The organism is Myxococcus sp. MISCRS1 (genome assembly GCF_026626605.1).
Classification (GTDB): Bacteria; Myxococcota; Myxococcia; order Myxococcales; family Myxococcaceae; genus Myxococcus; species Myxococcus fulvus.
In genome coordinates this window covers 6,881,128-6,901,654 of sequence record NZ_JAPNKB010000001.1, presented here as the reverse complement: position 1 = coordinate 6,901,654, position 20,527 = coordinate 6,881,128, and the positions used below count along the sequence as shown (strand labels likewise).

Sequence of the window (20,527 nt, the reverse complement as noted above, 5' to 3'; positions counted from 1 at the left end):
CACCCAGAATGCCTGGGATATCCAGCGCGTGGAAAGCCGCCCCCTCATTCCAGGTGCGTCGCCCGGGTGGCACCTGTGCAGGCAGGTGCACAACGGGTGCACGCACTCCGACGCACCCGTCACGCCCGGAGTCCCCCTGGCCCCACCTCGCATTCCGTGGGAGCGTCCGCCCCCATGAGCAACGACGAGCTGACCCTGCGTCCCATCCGACCCACGGATGATGCCGCCGTGGCGGGCGTCATCCGCGCGGTGATGCCCGAGTTCGGAGCCGATGGTCCCGGCTTCGCCATCCACGACCCCGAGGTCGACACCATGAGCGCCGCCTACGCGCGCCCGCGCCACGCGTACTTCGTGGTGGAGCGCGCGGGCCGCGTCATCGGTGGCGGCGGCATCGCCCCGCTGGAGGGCGGAGACCCGGGCGTGTGCGAGCTGCGCAAGATGTACTTCCTCCCCGAGGCGCGTGGCCTGGGAGCGGGCGAGCGCATGCTGCGCCGCTGTCTCGACTTCGCGCGCGAGGCGGGCTTCCAGCGCTGCTACCTGGAGACGCTCGCCTCCATGACCCAGGCGCAGAAGCTCTACCGCCGCCTCGGCTTCGAGCCGCTCTGCGCCCCCATGGGAAGCACGGGCCACTTCGGCTGCGACCACTGGTACGCGCTGGACCTCACGAAGCCCGCGAGCTGAAGCGCCCCCGCCCCCCTGCCCTGCCACCGGCCCCCAAGCCCCTTCGGGTCCGTGCTCCTCCCTGTCCCCATCTTCTCGGACAAGGAGGGGGACTGAATGGCGGGAAGAGGACCCAAGCCTCCCGGACGCCGCAGGGCACCGTCACCGACGAGCGCGAGGACCGTGAGGGCACGGCCCGAAGCAGCCGTGGTCTCCGAGCCCGCGCCCCGCTCGGACAAGGTCCCCTTCGACATCGACGACGTGCTCGCGCGCGTACGTCACACGGTGCGCGACTTCGCGGACGCGGCGATGTTCGCGCTGTCCGCCCGGGGCCACGACAGCCTCTTCGAGCAGCTCGTCGCCTGCATCCTCTCCATCCGCACCCTGGATGAAGTCAGCCTGCCCGCGGCGCTCCGGCTGCTCGAGCGCGCCTCCACACCCAAGGCCCTCGCGCGCCTGGGCACCGCCGCCATCGACGCACTCATCCGCCCCGTCACCTTCCACGAAGCCAAGGCCCATCAACTCCACGCCATCGCCGTGCGCACGCGGGACGAGTTCGCGGGCACCCTGCCCTGCGATGCCCGGGTCCTCCAGTCCTTCAAGGGCGTGGGCCCCAAGTGCGCGCACCTGGCGCTCGGCATCGCCTGCGGGCACGAGGCCATCAGCGTGGACATCCACGTGCACCGTGTGACGAACCGCTGGGGCTACGTGAAGGCCACCACGCCCGAGGCGACCATGACCGCGCTCGAGACCCAGCTCCCGCGCAGGTACTGGGTGGAGCTCAACCGCCTGCTGGTACCCTTCGGCAAGCACGTGTGCACGGGCTCGCGCCCCAAGTGCTCCACGTGCCCGGTGCTCAGCGCCTGCCGGCAGGTCGGCGTGACGAACCCTCGCTGACGATTACCGGTCGTGCCCCACCAGCTGCGTGGCCCGGCGAGCCAGTCGCCGCCACGGGTTGGTGCGACCGCCGTTCTCCAGCGAGATCTCCTTGGACACGCGCAGGTCCTTGGCCCAGCACCGCTCCATCTTCCGGACGAACTCCTTGTCGTGGATGATGAGCGAGCCCTCGCCCAGCTTGTTGAGCGACAGCGAGTCCATGTTCGTCGAGCCCACCACCGCGAGCCAGTCGTCCACGATCATCGTCTTCGCGTGCATCATCGACGGCTGGTACTCGTAGATGCGCACCCCCGCGTCGAGCAGTCGCTCATAGGTGGAGCGCTGCGAGGCGCGGATGAGCTTCACGTCATGCACGGGCCCGGGCCCCAGCACGCGAATCTCCACGCCCTGGCGACACTTCTCCTCCAGCTGCTCCAGGATTTCGTTGGGCGGTGAGAAGTACGCGTTGGCGATCCACAGGCGCTCGCGCGCGGCGGCGATGACCATGCGCACCATCCGCTCCGCGTCGGTGATGCCCAGCTTGCCCGCGCTCTCCACGAAGCACGCCTCGGCGTCCCCCACCAGCATCGGCTCCGGGAAGGTGTCCGGTGGCAGCAGCCCACCGCCCGACTCCTGCCAGTAGCGCGAGAAGGACAGCTGCATGTCGCGCGCGGCGGGCCCCTCGACACGCACGCTGGTGTCGCGCCACTCCTCCGGCGACAGCCCGTCTCCCTCCCACACCTTCCAGAAGCCGAAGCCACCCGTGTACGCGATGCGTCCGTCGATGATGACCAGCTTCTGGTGCGAGCGCCCCAGCAGCCGCCCCATCACCTTGCCCGCGAGCAGCCGGTAGTAGTGCACCTCCACGCCCGCGGCCGAGAGCACCTTCTCCACCTTCTGGTCGAAGTCCTTGTCCCCGCTCAGCTCCTCGCTGCCCACCGGGTCCACCACCACGCGGCACGCCACGCCCGCGTGGGCGCGGTCCACCAGCGCGTCGATGATGCGGTCCGACACGTCGCAGGGCCGCCAGATGTAGACCAGGATGTGGACGCTCTCCCGCGCCGCGCGGATGTCCTCCACCATGCGGTCGAACACCGCGCCGTTGTCCAGGAGCTCCAGGCGGTGGCCCGTCATGAGCGCCGCGCCGGTGGACTGATAAAGAGAGAACGAGAAGCCCTGAGGCCCTGGAGGCAGCTCGAACGGCCCCTTCATCTCGTGCTTGCCGCGCTCGCTCCCCGCATCGAAGCCGTGGGCGCCGGGCTGGGGAAGAATCTCCGTCTCCGAGAGGTCCTGGGGCTCGTCCATGACGTGGCAAGCTAGGGACACTTTCCGACCCCGGCATGCAGGGCCTGGCCGCCTGCCCGACAGGCAGGTGCTCTCTCCCATTGCCGCCCGGCACCGGGCTGGCCACACTGGGCCTCTTCCCTCGCTTGCTGGAGAGCCGACTGATGGTGGAAGAGATTCGTCCAACCGCGAAGGAGCTGCTGTCGCTGCCCCGCCTGGCCCCCCTGGTCCCCATGCTGTACGTGGCCTGGACGGACGGTGAGCTGACGCCCGCGGAGATTCGGATGCTGGGCACCGCCGCGCGCGCCCAGCCGTGGTTGGACCTGCGCTCCAACACCGTGCTCGCCCGCTGGTTGGATCCGCTGATGCCACCCAGCTCCAACGAGCTGGCCCTGGTGCGCGAGCACATCCGCGCCTCCGCCGAGCGCCTGAGGCTCAGCCCCCAGGAGAGCCTCTCCGAGCTGGGCGCGAAGCTGACAGAGCTCGTCGCGGACTCGAAGGAGCTGCCCTCGAGCATGCCGGAGCTGGTGCGCGCCTTGGCCTCGCTGGAGGCCGTGCTGGGCGTCTCCGGACGCGAGGCCGTCCGCGCCCTGGTGCCCTCCGCCGCGCACGAGCCGCGCCGCATCGGCCCCACCGAGCCCACCTCCTTCGCCCCCGAGGCGCTGCGCGCGGTGCTGGACCGCAAGTACCCGGAGGTCCGCTCCCAGGTGCGCAAGTGGCTGGAGGACCCGACCTTCCGCTATCAGCGCACGCTCGACACGGACAAGCAGCGCGAGCAGGTCTTCGCCTGGCTCAAGCAGCTGGCGGACCAGGGCCTGGGCCGCATCGCGTTCCCGGAGGGCGACGAGGCCGGCGCGGACCTGGGCGCATTCATCGCCTCGTTCGAGACGCTCGCCCTCTTCGACCTGAGCCTCGTGGTGAAGGCGGGCGTGCACTTCGGCCTGTTCGGCGCGAGCATCCTCTTCCTCGGCACCCAGAAGCACCACCGCGAGTACCTGCCCAAGGTCGCCACGCTGGAATTGCCCGGCTGCTTCGCCATGAGCGAGCTGGGCCACGGCTCCAACGTGCGCGACGTGGAGACGGTGGCGCGCTACGACCCGGAGGCCGGCGACTTCATCGTGCACACCCCGTCCGAGGGCGCGCGCAAGGAGTGGATCGGCAACGCCGCGCGCCACGGGCGCATCGCCACGGTGTTCGCGCAGCTGGAGGTCGGCGGCAAGGGGCTGGGCGTGCACGCGCTGCTGGTGCCGCTGCGCGACGAGCGCGGACAGGTGCTGCCCGGCGTGCGCATCGAGGACTGCGGCCGGAAGATGGGCCTCAACGGCGTGGACAACGGCCGCATCTGGTTCGACCACGTGCGCGTGCCCCGGGAGAACCTGCTGGACCGCTTCGGACAGGTGAGTGCCGAGGGCGAGTACACCAGCTCCATCTCCAGCGACGGGCGCAGGTTCTTCACCATGCTGGGCACGCTGGTGGCGGGCCGGGTGAGCGTGGCGTGCGCGTCCCTGAGCGCGGCCAAGAGCGGGCTGACCATCGCGGTGCGCTACGGGGACCTGCGTCGGCAGTTCGGCCCGCCCGGCGCGCCCGAGGTGCGGCTGCTCGACCACCAGACGCACCAGCTGCGCCTGCTCAAGCCGCTGGCGAAGACGTACGCGCTCGACTTCGCGCTGGAGCACCTGGTGGAGCGCTACGTGAAGCGCACCGAGGAGGACTCCATGGAGGTGGAGGCGCTGGCGGCGGGCCTCAAGGCGTATGCGTCCTGGAACTGCACGGCGGTGCTCCAGGAGGCGCGCGAGGCGTGCGGCGGCCAGGGCTACCTGGAGGCCAACCGGCTGTCGGCGCTGAAGGACGACACGGACATCTTCACCACCTTCGAGGGCGACAACACGGTGCTCATGCAGCTGGTCGCCAAGAGCCTGCTGACGGACTACCGCCAGCGCTTCGAGGACGACCGGGTGTACGCGGTGCTCAAGCTCATCGCGGACAAGGCCACGGCCATGGCGGACAAGAACCCCATCGCCGTGCGGCGCACGGGCAGCGAGCACCTGCGCGACGACGACTTCCAGCTGCGCTTCCTGCGCTACCGCGAGGAGGACCTGCTCGCCTCGGTGGCGCGGCGCATCCGCAAGCGGCTGACGGCGGGTGTGGAGGCCTTCGCCGCCTTCAACCAGGTCCAGGCGCACCTGGTCGCCCTGGCGCACGCGCACATCGAGCGCGTGGTGCTCGAGCAGTTCATCCACGGGGTGAACACGGTCCAGGACCCGGGCCTCAAGGTGGTGCTCGGGCGGCTGTGCGACCTCTACGGCCTGTCCTGCCTGGAGGCCGCGAGCGGCTGGTTCCAGGAGAACAGCCTCATGGAGGGCGGCAAGGCGCTGGCCATCCGCAAGGAAATCGTGAAGCTGTGCACGGAGCTGCGGCCGGACGCGGTGGCGCTGGTGGATGCCTTCGGGATTCCGGACACGTGCATCGCGGCGCCCATCGGACTGGGGCATCTGTCGGCGTGACGCCCGCTGAACAATTGGGGGCCCTGGGGGGCTGACGGGCTGGGCGAGGCTGCCCAGCTTCCCGGGCCATGAAAACCACCACGACGCTGTGGCTCTGCGTTCTTGGAATGTTGTCCGCGTGTGCGTCCGTGTCTCCGGTGGAGCGCGCCGCACAGCAGGAGGAGCAGAACCGTCAACGGGCCCGGCTGCTCACCGAGGAGCTCTACAACCTGCGCAAGCTGGACCGCGTCCCGGAGCTGTTCGCCGAGGACTACGTGGACCACTCGCAGGGCGCGCCCAAGGACGTGGTGGGCCCGGCCGTGGTGCTCCAGCAGGCCGAGGCCACCTTCCAGACGTTCCCGGACCTGCGCTTCGACATCCTCCACGTGGTGGCGGACCAGGACCTGGTGCTGGTGCACTGGAAGGCCGCCGGCACGGACCCGCTGAACCTGGACGACGCGGGCAAGCCCCGGCCGCTCGCGCTCGCCGGGCACTCGCTGTACCGGATGCGCGACGGGAAGGTGGTCGAGTCGTGGGACATCTCCGACCGACTCACGCCCCTGCTCCAGCGCGGCTACCGCGTCGTCCCGCCCCAGCCGTAGCGGGGCGGCGACTCACTGAAGGACGGCGGGCGCCTGGAAGACCTCGCCGTTGCGGCCCTCCACGCGGAGGCTGGCGCCCTCGGAGGGGCTCACGCGCAGCTCCACGCGCGGCTGGCCCCGGCGGTCCACCAGCAGCAGGCCCGGGGAGCCGTGCTCATCCGCGCCGAGAATCGCGCGGGGTCGGCCATCCGCGTCCGCCAGTTCCAGGCGCGAGGAGCCATCCACCTGGAGGCCCACCGCGAACAGGTCCACGCCCCCTGGCTTGGACAGGGTGAGGCGCGGGGCCTCGTCCGAGTAGACGGTGAGCTCGGCGAGGGACTCGCCCTCCGCGGTGGAGAAGCGCAGCCGGGGCGAGCCGTCCTGGGCCACGCCGAGGAGCGCGCGCGGACGCCCCGCCTGGTCATGCAGCACCAGGCCCGTGGTGCCGGCGTCATCCAGTCCGAGCGACGCGCGCCGCTGTCCGTGCGCATCGTTGAGCACCAGACGCGAGGCCACCAGCTCTCCGCCTCCCAGCGTCGGCGCGGGCTTCAGCGCGGCCACGCCCAGCCCGAGCCCCGCCACCGCGAGCGCCGAGAAGGTCAGCCCCTGCAGCCGCCGGCAGCGGCGCTCCAGTCGCTCCAACCGAGCATCCAGCGAATCCATCTTCGTGCCTCCCGTCGGAGCGCTCCACGCGTCTGACGCACCGCACGTTAGCGGAAGGCGGACCGGGCCGCCCGCGCTCCCGGAGCGTCGCCCCGACCGGACCTGGCCCCCGCCCTCGCGGCGCGCGTCCCCAGGAGCGCTCCGCCCACTGCGTGATTCAAGACACGTGTCGGGGAAGACATGTGACACACCGCGGCTCACGTTGATGAGGCCCGGGGGGCTGACACGGAGGCGGCGCCGACGCGAGAATGCGGGAATGAGACAGCTCGACCAGGAGCGGCTGTTGGGGGCATACCGGGCCACGCGCTACGTCATCCGTCCGCATGCCTCCACCGGAGGCGTGGAGCAGGTGCTGCGAGTCGGTCGGCTCCACCCCGCGCTCGACGCGGAGCTGACCGCGCGCGGCCACCGCGAATGGGCGTTCCTCACCGCGTGGAACCCGGGCTCACGGCCGCGCGGCAGGGACGAGAACCAGCGAGCCCAGGAACGGCTGATTTCCCAGTTGGTCGCGGGCGGCTTCGTCATCGCCCCCGCCATCGGCGAGGCCGAGGACGGGAGCTGGTCCGAGCAGAGCCTCTTCGTCCCGGGCCTGCCCCGCTCGGAGGCGGAGCGCTTCGGTCGCGCCCATGGCCAGGTGGCCATCCTGGTGGGGCGCACCGGAGGCCCCGCGGAGCTGCTGCTGTGCGGCTGCGAAGCACCGCCGCCCGTTCCTTGAAGCAGGGCCACAGCAGCAACCCCGTGTCGAGACACGGGTTCCACCGTTCCGCCGTGAAGTCGAGCCATCCATCCACGAACCGGGGTAGGTTTCACCGCCCCCGTGCGTTGGAGTTCTCTCGATGCCTCAAGCCACACCGCGCTCGTCCCTTCTGGGAGCGCGCCCCAGCCCCTTCCTGCTCGCCGGAGCGTTCATCACCGGCATGCTCCTCTTCGTCCATGGCGGCTGCGGAGGTGATGAGCGCGATTGCCGGAACCCCACCGACTGCCGCTACGACAACGGCGCACCGGACGAGGGCAAGGAGTGGGCCTGCGAGGACCAGCGCTGCGTGCAGCACCCCGTCCAGCAGCCGCCCCCGGATGCGGGCACGGACGCGGGGACGCCCGACGCGGGGGCTCCCGACTCGGGAACGCTCGACGCGGGGAGACCCGACGCGGGAACGCCCGACGCGGGGAGGCCCGACGCGGGGGCGCCGGACTCAGGCCCCTCCACGGTGAGCGTGCAGATCCTGGCCTTCAATGACTTCCACGGGCAGCTCGAGGAGCCCTCGGGCCAGATTCTGGCGGGCGTGGCCACCGACGGTGGACCGGTGCGGGTGAACGCGGGCGGCGTGACGTACTTCGCCCGGCACATCGCGGCCCTGAGGGCCACCAACCCCAACACGGTGGTGGTGGCGGCCGGGGACCTCATCGGTGCCTCCCCGCTGCTGTCGGGGCTCTTCCACGACGAGCCCACCATCGAGGCGATGAACCTCATCGGCCTGGACCTGGTCGCGGTGGGCAACCACGAGTTCGACGAGGGCAGCACGGAGCTGCTGCGCATGCAGTCCGGCGGCTGCCACCCGGTGGATGGCTGCATGGACGGGGATGGCTTCGCGGGCGCGAAGTTCAAGTTCCTCGCGGCCAACGTGGCCACGGACGTGGACCGCACGCTGTTCCCCCGCTACGACATCCGCGAGTTCGAGGGCGTGAAGGTCGCCTTCATCGGCATGACGTTGGAGGCCACACCGGGAAGCGTCATTCCCTCGGGCGTCGAGGGGCTCACCTTCAAGGACGAAGTGCAGACGGTGAACGCGCTGGTGCCGGAGCTGCGGCAGCAGGGCATCGAAGCCATCGTCGTGGTGGTGCACCAGGGCGGAATCGCGACCCCGGGCTCGCTGGTGAACGAATGCAAGGGCGCGGGTTCGGACGGCCTCATCGCGGGTGCCATCGTGGGCCTCGTCAAGGGCCTCAACGACGCGGTGGATGTCGTCGTCAGCGGCCACACGCATCAAGCCTACAACTGCGTCATCGATGGCAAGGTCGTCACGAGCGCCTCGTCGATGGGGCAGCTCGTCACGGACATCGACCTGACGTTGAGCAAGGCGACGCGCGACGTCGTGGCGGCGAAGGCGAACAACGTCATCGTCACGCGCGACGTGCAGGAGGTCGGCGCGGTGAAGGAGCTGGTGACGAAGTACCAGGAGCTCGTCACGCCCCTGGCCAACCGGGTCATCGGCTGGGTGGCGCAGGCGCTCAGGAACCAGTCGGACTCCTTGGGCCAGTCCACCCTGGGCCTCGTCATCGCGGACTCGCAGCTCGAGGCGACGAAGCCCGCGAACCTGGGTGGGGCGCAGGTGGCCTTCATGAACCCGGGCGGCGTGCGCGCGAGCATCGACCAGGGCGAGGTCACCTACGGCGAGGCCTTCTCCACACAGCCCTTCAACAACAGCCTGGTCACCATGACGCTGACGGGCGCGCAAATCGATGAGGTGTTGGAGCTACAGTGGCGGCCGTCGGGAGCCACCCTCATGCTGCTTCCGTCGGCGGGCTTCACCTATGCGTTCAGCGCGTCGGCGCCCGTCGGAAGCCGCGTCGACCCGGCGTCCATCCGCATCAACGGCGTGACGGTGGACCCGGCGGCGAACTACCGCGTCACCGCGAACAACTACATCGCGAGTGGGAGTGATGGCTTTTCGGTGTTCACCGAGGGGACGAACCGGCTGACTGGCGCCATGGACATCGACGCGATGGAGGCCTACCTGAAGGCGCGCAGCAGCGCGGCGAACCCGCTCCCCGCCCCGGCGCTTAATCGCGTCACCCGGCTGCCGTAGCGTCGTTCCGGGGGGACGGGGCCGTGTCCCTGTCCCCCCGCGCGTCACGGGCCTCGAGCGGCCTCCACGAAGACGCGCCAGGGTGCGCCGGGCGGAGTAGGTTCCCGCCCCTGTCCTGACCCTCGGGAGCCCCCCTCCTCATGTCACGGTCCACTCCGCGCCCGGGCGCGCGCCCCGGCGTCTTCCTCCTCGCCGGAGCCTTCCTCTCCGGCGTGCTCCTCTTCGCCCACGGCGGCTGCCAAGGCGTATCGCGCGCCCAGCGTCCCACGGCGGACGCGGGCTCCGAGACGGTGAGCGTGCAGCTCCTCGCGTTCAACGACTTCCACGGGCAGCTCGAGCCGCCCGGGGGCAGCAACGGACAGATTCAGACGGGCGTGGACGCCGACGGTGGGCCGGTGCGTGTGAACGCGGGCGGCGTGACGTACTTCGCCCGGCACATCGCGGCCCTGAGGGCCACCAACCCCAACACGGTGGTGGTGGCGGCGGGAGACCTCATCGGCGCCTCCCCGCTGCTGTCAGGGCTCTTCCACGACGAGCCCACCATCGAGGCGATGAACCTCATCGGCCTGGACCTGGTCGCGGTGGGCAACCACGAGTTCGACGAGGGCAGCACGGAGCTGCTGCGCATGCAGTCCGGCGGCTGCCATCCGCAGGACGGCTGTCAGGACGGGGACGCCTTCGGGGGCGCGCGGTTCAAGTTCCTGGCGGCCAACGTGGCCACGGGCGTGGACCGCACGCTGTTCCCCCGCTACGACGTGCGCGAGTTCGAGGGCGTGAAGGTCGCCTTCATCGGCATGACGCTGGAGGGCACACCTCAAATCGTCACGCCCACGGGCGTCGCGGGCCTCGCCTTCCAGGACGAGGTGGAGACGGTGAACGCGCTGGTGCCCCAGCTGCGCCAGCAGGGCGTGGAGGCCATCATCGTCGTGGTGCACGAGGGCGGCGTGCCCGCGCCGGGCTCGCTCATCAACGAGTGCCGGGGCAAGGGCGAGGGCGGCGGAATCTCCGGGCCCATCGTGGCCATCGCGAAGGGAATCGACGACGCGGTGGACGTCATCGTCACCGGCCACACGCACCAGGCCTACAACTGCGTCATCGACGGCAAGGTCGTCACGAGCGCCGCGTCGGCGGGGCGGCTCGTCACCGACATCGACCTGACCTTGAGCAAGGCGACCGGCGACGTGGTGGAGGCCAAGGCGAACAACCTCATCGTCACGCGCGACGTGAAGGAGGACGGGCCGGTGAAGGAGCTGGTGACGCGCTACCAGCAGCTCGCCACGCCCCTGGCCAACCGGGTCATCGGCTGGGTGGCCGAGACGCTCAAGACGCCCTTCACCCAGGCGGACCCGGCGGGGCAGTCCACGCTGGGCTTCGTCATCGCGGACTCGCAGCTCGCGGCGACGCGGGCGGCGAACCTGGGCGGAGCGCGGGTGGCCTTCATGAACCCGGGCGGCGTGCGCGCGGACATCGCCCAGGGCGAGGTCACCTTCGGCGAGGCCTTCACCACGCAGCCCTTCGGCAACAGCCTGGTCACCCTGACGCTGACGGGCGCGCAAATCGAGGAGCTGCTGGAGCGACAGTGGCAGCAGGTGGGCCCCAACGTCGTCACCCGCATCCTCCATCCGTCCGCGGGCTTCACCTACGCGTTCAGCGCGTCGGCGCCCATCGGCAGCCGCGTCGACCCGGCGTCCATCCGCCTCGACGGCGAGCCGTTGGATGCAGCGGCGACCTACCGCGTGACGGTGAACAACTTCCTCGCGGGCGGCGGGGATGGCTTCGCGGTGCTCACGCAGGGGACGAACCGCCTGGGCGGCGCCATCGACAGTGACGCGCTGGAGGCCTACCTGAAAGCGCACAGCTCCCAGTCGAGCCCCCTGGTGGCGCCCGCGCTGGACCGCATCACCGCGCTGCCCTGAGTCAGGGGACGGGACCGCGCCCCTGCCCCCCGGCCGGGACATCCGCGCCCCGTCCGGGCACGTTGTCGGGCGACACGGTGGAGCCCGGGAGGATTTCAATCTCCTGGGTGCGCGTCACACGCCGGGCCACCTCGTCGAACTCCAGCTCGATGCCGCGGCCCGGCTGGTCCTTGAGGCCGAAGCGGATGCGCCAGTAGTTGGGGCGTATCTCCACGGCCTCGCCGGCCTCGGAGAGCACCAGGCTGTTGTTGCGGGCGTATTCCTCGCCGGCCTGGATGACGTCACGCTCGCCCAGCTCCGCTTGCACGGAGGCCGAGCTGGGAGGCTGGGGCGGCCGGCCGGTGGGCCCGACACAGCCCGCTCCGGCCAGGAAGGCGGCGGTCAGCAGGAGTCGAGGGAGGGGGCGCGAGCTGAGCCTGGACATGTCCACAAGTTGAGCATGGGACGTGCCACCCGCATCCCTGGAGAGCGACTTCGGAGGCGCGCGAGTCTTGCGCCTGCTCGGAGCACCAGCGCGGAACCTGCGCCTCCAGGGGCGTCGGGAATCCCGCGCGACGTCTCCAGGCGCCCCCGCTCCGCCATGAGGAGCGGGGGTGCGAGGACGGATTACTTGTTCGACGGCGTCGGGGAGATGAGGCGCTGCTTCTCCACCACTTCGTCGATGAGGCCGTACTGGCGCGCGTCCTCGGCGCTCATGAAGTAGTCGCGCTCGGTGTCCTTCTCGATGCGCTCGATGGTGTGGCCGGTGTGCTTGACGATGAGGCCGTTGATGTAGCTGCGCAGGCGGAGGATTTCCTTGGCCTGGATGTCGATGTCGGTGGCCTGGCCCTGGGCGCCGCCGAGCGGCTGGTGAATCATGATGCGGCTGTTGGGCAGGGCGTAGCGCTTGCCCTTGGCGCCGGCGAGCAGGAGCAGCGCGCCCATGGAGGCGGCCTGTCCCACGCAGATGGTGGACACCGGACACTTCACGTACTGCATGGTGTCGTAGATGGCCAGGCCGGCGGTGACGGAGCCACCGGGCGAGTTGATGTAGAGGTTGATGCCCTTGTCGGGGTCCTCGGACTCGAGGAAGAGCAGCTGGGCGACGATGATGTTGGCCACGTCATCGTTGACGGGCGTGCCCAGCATGATGATGCGGTCCTTGAGGAGCCGGCTGTACAGGTCGTACGCCCGCTCGCCGCGGTGCGTGGTCTCGATGACGAAGGGGACGTTCATGGCTCCCCTACCCTAATCGTCCTGCCGCGCGCGCGCCCGCCCCTTCTTCCCGCAGCGTGCGCTGGCCCACGGTTCCACCCCGTCCCCTCCCCCGGTGGGCCCTCGACGGGGCGTCCGGAGGAGGGACGACGGCGTGTAGGACACCCGGCGCCTACAGGCCGGTCATCTTCTCCGGGCGGACCCACTGGTCGAACTGTTCGGCGGTGACGAGGCCCAGCTCGACGGCGACCTCCTTGAGCGTCTTGCCCTCCTTGTGGGCCTTCTTGGCGATGCGCGCGGCGTTGTCGTAGCCGATGTGCGGGTTGAGGGCGGTGACGAGCATCAGGCTGCGCTCCAGGTTCTCCTGGATGCGGGCGCGGTGGGGCTCGATGCCCACGGCGCAGTGGAGGCGGAAGCTGCGCATGCCGTCGGCCAGCAGCCGGCAGCTCTGCAGGACGTTGTGGATGATGAGGGGCTTGAAGACGTTGAGCTCGAAGTTGCCGGAGGCGCCGCCCACGCTGACGGCGACGTCGTTGCCCATGACCTGGGCGCAGAGCATGGTGAGGGCCTCGCTCTGGGTGGGGTTGACCTTGCCGGGCATGATGGAGCTGCCGGGCTCGTTCTCCGGGATGGTGATTTCGCCCAGGCCGGAGCGGGGGCCGGAGGACAGCCAGCGGATGTCGTTGGCGATCTTGAAGAGCGCGCAGGCCAGGCCCTTGAGGGCGCCATGCGCGTGGACCAGGGCGTCGTTGGCGGCCAGGGCCTCGAACTTGTTGGGGGCGGTGACGAAGGGCAGGCCGGTGAGGCGGGCAATCTCCTGGGCGACGCGCTCGGCGTACCCCTTGGGGGCATTGAGCCCCGTGCCGACAGCCGTCCCCCCCAGGGCCAGCTCGTGCAGGTGGGGCAGCACGCGCTCCAGGTGGGCGCGAGCATGGGCGAGCTGCGCGACATAGCCGCTCAGCTCCTGGCCCAGGGTGAGGGGCGTGGCGTCCTGGAGGTGGGTGCGGCCAATCTTCACCACGTCCATGAAGGCGCGGGACTTGTCGGCGAGCACGTCGCGAAGCGCGTCGAGCTCGGGGAGCACCCGCTCGGCGATGGCGGTGGCGGCGGCGACGCTCATCGCGGTGGGGAAGACGTCGTTGGAGCTCTGCCCCTTGTTGACGTCGTCGTTGGCGTGGACGCGGCGCTGCTCACCGCGTTCGCCGCCGAGCAGCTCCGAGGCGCGGTTGGCGAGCACCTCGTTGGTGTTCATGTTCGTCTGGGTGCCGCTGCCGGTCTGCCAGATGCTGAGCGGGAACTCCGCGTCATGCTTGCCGGCGAGGACCTCGTCGGAGGCGCGGACGATGGCGTCGCCCTTCTCGCGGGAGAGCGAACCGTTCTCGACGTTGACGAGGGCGGCGGCCTTCTTGACGAGCACGAGCGCGCGGATGAGCGCGGGAGGCATGCGCTCGGTGGAGATGTCGAAGTTCTGGAGGCTGCGCTGCGTCTGGGCGCCCCAGAGGCGGTCGGCGGGGACCTCGATGGGGCCGAAGGTGTCCTTCTCGATGCGGACGTCGCGAGTGCTCAAGGGCGGGCTCCTGGAGGAGAGAATCCTGGAGCCCACGCATAACAGGCCGGTCAACGGGTCACCGGGAGACGAGGAGAACCGTCGAGCCGTGAGCAGAACGCGCCGATAAGCAGGGCACCGCGAACGCGTGACACAGAGGAGCGGGACGGCCGGCGTGGGGGGCCCCGCCCGCCGGCGGGGGGACCCACGGCGAGCCGAGGGGCCCGCGAGCCGTGCCCCCTGGCCGTGTGCCTAGACCCGCCGCTCCAAGCGAGGCGTCTCCGACTCCCCGAAGCGCGACAACCAGTTCAGCGTGCGCTGCAGGGGAGCCCGCCCCAACGCGGAGGTCGGGGTGAACGCCCAGAGCAGGACGTAGACGAGCGGAAGCGTGCCGCCGGAGAACAAGGTGGCCACGACGACGGCCACGCGCACCAGGGCCACGTCGATTCCCAGCTCGCGAGCGAGCATCGCGCAGACGCCGGCCACGGCGCGGCCCTCGACGCCGCGGTGCAGCCGCTCCACCCGGATTCCACACCGGGCGCAGCGCGAGGCCTCCATCCGAATCTCCTCCGCGCACCCCGAGCACCGCTTCATCGCGTCCATGACGTGTCTCCCGTGAGGGGACCCCTTGGCGGCGAGCACCCTCGACCCTACCTACGCACCTCGCCGTCGCTGATTGCGTCCCCGGCACCCGGCGCCCCCCTGCTCGCAACCCCGCGTCACGTCTGTTGATTTACAGATTTAATCCGCCGGCTGTTGACAGCATTACAGGCAAGCAGGCAGAAATTGACGCGCACTTCCATTTCGCCCTCGGAAGATTCATTTTCCGACCCGTTGCCGTAGATTTACAACGCACCAAGCCAAGGAGCCGAGATGCCCACGGAAGTCCCCTCTTCGAAGAGCCCGGCCTTCAGCGCTGGCGTAGAGGTGAAGGGGCCGTGGCACCCCGACTACGCCGAGGTGCTCACCCCGGCCGCCCTGGACTTCGTGGCGAAGCTGGTGCGCGCCTTCGGGGAGCGCCGCGAGGGCCTCCTGGAGCGCCGCAAGCAGGTCCAGGCCGCCTGGCGCAAGGGTGAGCGCCCCCACTTCCTCCCGGAGACGAAGTCCGTCCGGGACGCCCAGTGGACGGTCGCCCCGCTGCCTCCGGACCTCCAGGACCGCCGCGTGGAGATCACCGGCCCGGTGGACCGGAAGATGATCATCAACGCCCTCAACTCGGGCGCCAACGTCTTCATGGCGGACTTCGAGGACGCCAACAGCCCCACCTGGGACAACGTCGTGCGCGGGCAAGTCAACCTGCGCGACGCCGTGCGCCGCTCCATCTCCTTCACCGGCGACAACGGCAAGCACTACGCCCTGGTCGACAAGCCCGCCGTCCTCTTCGTGCGCCCTCGCGGCTGGCACCTGCCCGAGCGCCACGTCGAAGTCGACGGCAAGCCCATCTCCGGCTCCCTCTTCGACTTCGGCCTCTTCTTCTTCCACAACGTCCGCGAGCAGCTCGCCCGCGGCACCGGCCCCTACTTCTACCTGCCCAAGATGCAGAGCCACCTGGAGGCCCGCCTCTGGAACGACGTGTTCCTCATGGCCCAGGACACGCTCGGCATCCCCCGCGGCACCATCAAGGCCACCGTCCTCATCGAGACGCTCCCCGCGGCCTTCGAGATGGACGAAATCCTGTACGAACTGCGCGAGCACTCCGCCGGCCTCAACTGCGGCCGCTGGGACTACATCTTCAGCTTCATCAAGACGCTCCAGTCCGACACCAGCGTCGTGCTGCCCGACCGCGGCCAGGTCACCATGGACAAGGCGTTCCTCAACGCCTACTCGCAGCTGCTCATCCAGACCTGCCACCGCCGCGGCGTGCACGCCATGGGCGGCATGGCGGCCTTCATCCCCATCAAGGGGGACGCCGCCGCCAACGAGGCCGTCCTGGAGAAGGTCCGCGCCGACAAGCTGCGCGAGGTGAAGAACGGCCACGACGGCACGTGGGTCGCCCACCCGGGCCTGGTCTCCATCGCCCGCGACATCTTCGACGCGAACATGAAGGGGCCCAACCAGCTCGCCAACAAGCGCGAGGACGTGCGCGTCACCGAGGCCGACCTGCTCAAGGTCCCCTCCGGCACCCGCACCGAGGAGGGCCTGCGCCACAACCTGCGCGTGGGCATCCAGTACACCGCCGCGTGGCTCGGCGGCCTGGGCTGCGTGCCCCTCTACAACCTCATGGAGGACGCGGCCACCGCCGAAATCTCCCGCGCCCAGGTGTGGCAGTGGCTGCACCACGGCGCCTCGCTCGACGACGGCCGCAAGGTCACGCCCGAGCTGTTCCAGACGCTGCTCTCCGAGGAGATGGCCCACCTCGAGAAGGAGGGCGTCCACGAGAAGTATGGCCGCGAGCACGTCACCCGCGCCCGCGAGCTCTTCGAGCGCCTGTCCACCGCGCCCGCCTTCGAGGACTTCCTCACCCTGCCCGCCTACGCGGCGCTCGACGCCAACCGCTGAACCCTTTCCAACCCTTCAACGCCTCACCGAGGAGCCTGCGATGTACGACGCCACCACGACCACCCCGGACGCCTCCCCTCACGCCAAGCTCCACGCCCGCCGCTTCGAGGGCATCAAGCGCAACTACACCGACAAGGACGTCCTGAAGCTGCGCGGCACGCTGCCCATCAGCTACACGCTGGCCGAGGTCGGCGCCAAGCGGCTGTGGGAGCTGCTCCACACCGAGGACTACATCAACGCGCTCGGCGCCCTCACCGGCAACCAGGCCGTGCAGATGGTCCGCGCGGGCCTCAAGGCCATCTACCTCTCCGGCTGGCAGGTCGCCGCCGACGCCAACTCCGCCGGGCAGATGTACCCCGACCAGAGCCTCTACCCGGTCGACTCCGTCCCCACCGTGGTGCGCAAGATCAACAACGCCCTGCGCCGCGCGGACCAGATCGACCACGCCGAGGGCAAGAGCGACCGCTACTGGTTCGCGCCCATCATGGCGGACGCCGAGGCCGGCTTCGGCGGCCCGCTCAACGCCTATGAGCTGATGAAGGGCATGATTGAAGCCGGCGCCGCGGGCGTCCACTTCGAGGACCAGCTGGCCAGCGAGAAGAAGTGCGGCCACATGGGCGGCAAGGTGCTGGTGCCCACCAGCCACTTCATCCGCACCCTCACCGCCGCGCGCCTCGCCGCCGACGTGATGGGCGTGCCCACGCTGCTCGTCGCTCGCACGGACGCGGACAGCGCCAAGCTGCTCATGTCCGACGCGGACGAGTACGACCACGCCTTCATCGACCGCAAGAACGGCCGCACCTCCGAGGGCTTCTACCGCATCAACGGCGGCCTCGACTGCGCCATCTCCCGCGGCCTGGCCTACGCGCCGTACGCGGACCTCGTCTGGTGCGAGACCAGCACCCCGGACCTCGCCCAGGCCAAGAAGTTCGCCGAGTCCATCCGCGAGAAGTTCCCCAACAAGCTGCTCGCGTACAACTGCTCGCCGTCCTTCAACTGGAAGAAGAACCTGGACGACGCCACCATCGCCAAGTTCCAGCGCGAGCTGGGCGCCATGGGCTACAAGTTCCAGTTCGTCACCCTGGCCGGCTTCCACGCGCTGAACCACTCGATGTACGAGCTGGCGCGCAAGTACAAGGACCGCGGCATGGCGGCCTACAGCGAGTTCCAGCAGGGCGAGTTCGGCTCCGAGAAGGACGGCTACACCGCCACGCGTCACCAGCGCGAGGTCGGCACCGGCTACTTCGACCAGGTCGCCGAGGTCATCTCCGGCGGCTCCGCCAGCACCCTGGCGCTCCACGAGTCCACCGAGGCCCACCAGTTCTAATCGCCCTGGCGGCGCCTGAAGACGCCTGACACCGGAGGCCGTGGGGTCCTAACCCCGCGGCCTCTGGTCGTTTTTCCGCCCTTCGAGCAGGCGTCAGGCCCCCGGACGCAACTTCTCCCGGGGTTGCCCGATAATGTGGGCAGACCTCCGAGATCCGCGCCAATTGCGCCCTCGGACCGCCACGGAGCCAGCCATGAGCCGCATCAACTCGTTCACGGGTCCCCAGGTCCAGGTCCCCCGTCCCCAGGCCGGCGTGCAGTCGGCGAACGTCGGGTTCGGCTCGCTCATCCAGCAGAACCAGCGCGCGGCGATGTCCCCCGCGAACCGGCCGGGTGATCCGCTGATGTCCACCGGCGGGCTGGTGGTGCAGTCGGCGCTCAACTCGGTGGGCAGCGCGCCGCACAGCGGCATCATGAACTCCTACCTCGCCGCCGTGGGCCGTCCTCCCATCCAGGACGGCGCCTCCGGGCAGGGCAAGGCGCAGTCGCCCACCGCCGCCGCGGGCTCCAAGGAGGCCGAGGAGCAGAAGGTGATGATGGAGCTGGCCGAGCTGTCCGCGGCGACGCTGAACAACTCCATCTTCCACATGGGCAACCGCAACAAGGTGTCGCTGGACCGCGAGTAGCCCCGCGCGTCGCCAGTCAGTCCTTCTTCGGTTCCTTGCGCTCGGCGCGCTCGAGGTACTCGGCGCGCTGGCCCTGCTGCAAGTCTCCCGAGCCGTCGTACGGTGGCCCCACGTCGGTGCGCTGGCCGCCGTCCTGCTCCGTCACGTCATTGAGGAACTCGGCGCGGCCCTCCGCGGGCACGCGGTCTCCATCCTCCTCCGGGTCCTTCTGCTTCGCGGGGTCCAGGGGGATGCCGAGCGGCTTCTTGAGATAGTCCTTCGGGTCCATGGCTGTCGCTCCTTCGAGGGTGCTGAGGTGAGCCCGTGCCTCGAAGATGGAGACACCGGGCACCGCACGCAGCACAGGGAGCAGGCGACCGGGAGCCCGTGGCCTCAGTTGAGGTACTTCGGACGGGGCGGCGTCGCGGGCTGCTGACGCATCATCTCCAGTCCCTGCCTCGTGAGGATGAAGCGCACCACGCCGGAGCCGCGCTCGGTCTCGATCTCCGCCTCGAAGGCGGGGCCCGCGATGCCACCCAGGGCGACGTTCTTGCGTAGGTTGTGCACCTTGCCGCTGAGCATGTCGCCGGCGACCTCCTTCACCCCTTCACCCCGCTCGTGCAGCTCGTACGCCGTCTGGTGCAGCGTCATGGCGAGCGAGGGCGTCAGCGGCTGGGAGCTGAAGAGGACGGAGATGAGCAGCCAGTAGGGAGTCTCGTCGGAGGACATCGCGCTCCCATCCTAAGCGCCTCGCCGCGCGCGGGCCCGACGAAGTGACGGGGGACGCTAGCCCGCTCGGGGCCGGCGCCGCTGGGCGATGCCCTCCGCGAGGGCGACCTGCTGCTTCCAGTGGCCGTACAGCCGCCCCTGGGACGCGAGCCGGTCCAGCTTCGTCTGCGTCTCGGCGTCCACGCGTCCTGGGGGCGCATCTCGAAAAGGCGTTCCGGGCAGCGGCATGAAGGTGTGGCCGTGCACACGCGCGCCCAGCTCCGCCAGTCGCTCCATGAGGGCGACGGTGGCGGCGACGTCGTCGGCCTCTTCGCCCGGAAGCCCGAGGATGAAGTCCACGTTGGGCACGAAGCCGCCTTCCACCGCGAGCCGGGTGGCCCGCACCACCGTCTCCACGTCGTGGCCCCGGCGGGTGCTCTGGAGGATGCGCTCGGAGCCGGACTGGCCGCCGATGATGAGGTTGTCGTTGTGGACGTAGCGCTTGAGGACGGCGAGCGCCTCGGGCGTGACGTGCTCGGGGCGGACCTCCGAGGGGAAGGTGCCGTAGTAGATGCGCCCGTCGGGGGCCATGGCCTCGCGCACCGCCGCGAGCAGCTCCTCCACCGCGGCCAGGTTCATCGTCTCGTCGCCGGTGCCGTAGGACATGGACGTCGGCGTGATGAAGCGGATGTCGCGGCGGCCCGACTGTCGCAGCTCCCGTGCCCAGTGCGCCACGTTGGCCACGGAGCGGTGGCGGAAGCGCGCCTTGCTCATGAAGGGCGTCTGGCAGAAGCGGCACGCGTAGATGCAGCCACGCGTGATTTCGATGGCGCCGAACATGGCGTTGCGCGCGGCGAACGGCGGGAAGTCGTCGAGCTTCACGCCCTCCCCTCGCCCGTGCTGCACCAGCTTGCCGTCCTTCAGGTGGGCCACGCCGTGCGTGTCACGGGGCTCCTCGCCGCGCTGGACGCGGCCGAGCAGCTCGCGCAGGGAGTGCTCGCCCTCGCCGATGGCGATGAGGTCGAAGCCGGCCTGGAGCGTCTGCAGCGGCTCGGCCGTCGCGTGCACGCCGCCCGCGATGCAGAGGACGGAGCGCCCCTCCAGCCGCTCGCGCACCCAGGCCAGCTCCTCCGCGGACGCCGCGAAGCTGGCCGAGTAGAAGGACCACGCGGCGACCACGGTGTCCCCGGCGTCGTGGCGCTCCTTGAGGGTGGCGAGCAGTGTCTCGCGCTCACGGGGGAAGAACAGCTTCACGTCCGCGAGCGCCGGGTCCGACTCGACGGCGCCCGCCAGCACGGTGAAGGCGTACTTGCCCGGGTACTGATAGCTGAGGACGAGCGAGACGGGACGGTGCGGCACCATGAGCGGACGGCATGATG

At 70.2% G+C, this 20,527-nt stretch carries 19 protein-coding genes; 10 read left to right on the top strand and 9 right to left on the bottom strand.

The annotated features are described in order from the left end of the window. Nucleotides 1-174 precede the first annotated feature (174 nt). Nucleotides 175-681 carry a GNAT family N-acetyltransferase gene (locus tag OWM54_RS27510; protein ID WP_267699421.1) on the top strand — a complete coding sequence of 169 codons (507 nt, stop codon included), beginning with the start codon at nt 175-177 and terminating at the stop codon, nt 679-681. Nucleotides 682-843: 162 nt separating this feature from the next. After that, nucleotides 844-1,557 carry an endonuclease III domain-containing protein gene (locus OWM54_RS27505; protein ID WP_267699420.1) on the top strand — a complete coding sequence of 238 codons (714 nt, stop codon included), beginning with the start codon at nt 844-846 and terminating at the stop codon, nt 1,555-1,557. A gap of 3 nt (nt 1,558-1,560) precedes the next feature. On the opposite strand, the gene OWM54_RS27500 is transcribed toward OWM54_RS27505, so the two are convergent. After that, entirely contained in the window at nt 1,561-2,841 is a 1,281-nt protein-coding gene (locus tag OWM54_RS27500) for a phospholipase D-like domain-containing protein (RefSeq protein WP_223782576.1), read from the bottom strand. A 143-nt stretch (nt 2,842-2,984) separates the two neighbouring features. Between OWM54_RS27500 and OWM54_RS27495 the strand changes: the two genes are divergently transcribed. Both OWM54_RS27495 and OWM54_RS27490 read left to right on the top strand, forming a co-directional pair. Then, nucleotides 2,985-5,324, top strand: a complete 2,340-nt coding sequence (locus OWM54_RS27495; protein WP_267699419.1) for an acyl-CoA dehydrogenase — start codon at nt 2,985-2,987, stop codon at nt 5,322-5,324. Between the two features lie 68 nt (nt 5,325-5,392). Continuing rightward, nucleotides 5,393-5,905 carry an ester cyclase gene (locus OWM54_RS27490; RefSeq protein ID WP_223747088.1) on the top strand — a complete coding sequence of 171 codons (513 nt, stop codon included), beginning with the start codon at nt 5,393-5,395 and terminating at the stop codon, nt 5,903-5,905. A gap of 12 nt (nt 5,906-5,917) precedes the next feature. On the opposite strand, the gene OWM54_RS27485 is transcribed toward OWM54_RS27490, so the two are convergent. Then, on the bottom strand, nt 5,918-6,547 hold the full coding sequence (locus OWM54_RS27485) for a hypothetical protein (protein ID WP_267699418.1): 630 nt from the start codon (nt 6,545-6,547) through the stop codon (nt 5,918-5,920). A gap of 256 nt (nt 6,548-6,803) precedes the next feature. On the opposite strand from OWM54_RS27485, the gene OWM54_RS27480 reads away from it, so the two are divergent. From OWM54_RS27480 to OWM54_RS27470, 3 genes are all read left to right on the top strand, one after another. Then, nucleotides 6,804-7,262, top strand: coding sequence for a DUF3293 domain-containing protein (locus OWM54_RS27480; protein ID WP_223782579.1), 459 nt, complete (start codon nt 6,804-6,806; stop codon nt 7,260-7,262). Nucleotides 7,263-7,383: 121 nt separating this feature from the next. Continuing rightward, the gene (locus OWM54_RS27475) at nt 7,384-9,354 is read left to right on the top strand and encodes a bifunctional metallophosphatase/5'-nucleotidase (RefSeq protein WP_267699417.1); all 1,971 of its coding nucleotides are present in this window, start codon (nt 7,384-7,386) and stop codon (nt 9,352-9,354) included. A gap of 140 nt (nt 9,355-9,494) precedes the next feature. Then, the gene (locus OWM54_RS27470; protein WP_267699416.1) at nt 9,495-11,270 is read left to right on the top strand and encodes a bifunctional metallophosphatase/5'-nucleotidase; all 1,776 of its coding nucleotides are present in this window, start codon (nt 9,495-9,497) and stop codon (nt 11,268-11,270) included. A gap of 1 nt (nt 11,271) precedes the next feature. On the opposite strand, the gene OWM54_RS27465 is transcribed toward OWM54_RS27470, so the two are convergent. The 4 genes from OWM54_RS27465 to OWM54_RS27450 form a co-directional block, all read right to left on the bottom strand. Beyond that, nucleotides 11,272-11,694, bottom strand: a complete 423-nt coding sequence (locus OWM54_RS27465) for a hypothetical protein (RefSeq protein ID WP_141325391.1) — start codon at nt 11,692-11,694, stop codon at nt 11,272-11,274. 182 nt (nt 11,695-11,876) lie between these two features. After that, entirely contained in the window at nt 11,877-12,485 is a 609-nt protein-coding gene (gene clpP / locus OWM54_RS27460; RefSeq protein WP_141325392.1) for an ATP-dependent Clp endopeptidase proteolytic subunit ClpP, read from the bottom strand. Nucleotides 12,486-12,636: 151 nt separating this feature from the next. Continuing rightward, nucleotides 12,637-14,031, bottom strand: coding sequence for a class II fumarate hydratase (fumC, locus tag OWM54_RS27455; RefSeq protein ID WP_267699415.1), 1,395 nt, complete (start codon nt 14,029-14,031; stop codon nt 12,637-12,639). 231 nt (nt 14,032-14,262) lie between these two features. Beyond that, nucleotides 14,263-14,613: a PspC domain-containing protein gene (locus OWM54_RS27450; RefSeq protein WP_223747082.1), complete on the bottom strand. Its 351-nt coding sequence runs from the start codon at nt 14,611-14,613 to the stop codon at nt 14,263-14,265. Nucleotides 14,614-14,883: 270 nt separating this feature from the next. Here OWM54_RS27450 and aceB point away from each other — a divergent pair, with 270 nt between their 5' ends. From aceB to OWM54_RS27435, 3 genes are all read left to right on the top strand, one after another. Beyond that, nucleotides 14,884-16,509 (top strand): malate synthase A, encoded by a 1,626-nt coding sequence (aceB, locus tag OWM54_RS27445; RefSeq protein WP_267699414.1) that lies wholly within the window; start codon nt 14,884-14,886, stop codon nt 16,507-16,509. 40 nt (nt 16,510-16,549) lie between these two features. Then, the gene (gene aceA, locus OWM54_RS27440) at nt 16,550-17,836 is read left to right on the top strand and encodes an isocitrate lyase (RefSeq protein ID WP_141325400.1); all 1,287 of its coding nucleotides are present in this window, start codon (nt 16,550-16,552) and stop codon (nt 17,834-17,836) included. Nucleotides 17,837-18,029: 193 nt separating this feature from the next. Further along, a complete protein-coding gene (locus OWM54_RS27435) occupies nt 18,030-18,461 on the top strand; it encodes a hypothetical protein (protein ID WP_223747079.1) in 432 nt (143 codons plus the stop codon). A gap of 16 nt (nt 18,462-18,477) precedes the next feature. Here the strand turns inward: OWM54_RS27435 and OWM54_RS27430 are convergent, their stop codons facing one another. The 3 genes from OWM54_RS27430 to OWM54_RS27420 all read right to left on the bottom strand — a co-directional run bounded on the left by OWM54_RS27430 (nt 18,478) and on the right by OWM54_RS27420 (nt 20,510). Further along, nucleotides 18,478-18,729 (bottom strand): hypothetical protein, encoded by a 252-nt coding sequence (locus OWM54_RS27430; protein ID WP_267699413.1) that lies wholly within the window; start codon nt 18,727-18,729, stop codon nt 18,478-18,480. Between the two features lie 104 nt (nt 18,730-18,833). Next, complete coding sequence (locus OWM54_RS27425) at nt 18,834-19,169, bottom strand: hypothetical protein (RefSeq protein ID WP_141325406.1); 336 nt, start codon at nt 19,167-19,169, stop codon at nt 18,834-18,836. A gap of 57 nt (nt 19,170-19,226) precedes the next feature. Beyond that, nucleotides 19,227-20,510: a TIGR04013 family B12-binding domain/radical SAM domain-containing protein gene (locus OWM54_RS27420; RefSeq protein WP_267699412.1), complete on the bottom strand. Its 1,284-nt coding sequence runs from the start codon at nt 20,508-20,510 to the stop codon at nt 19,227-19,229. Between the last annotated feature and the right edge of the window lie 17 nt (nt 20,511-20,527).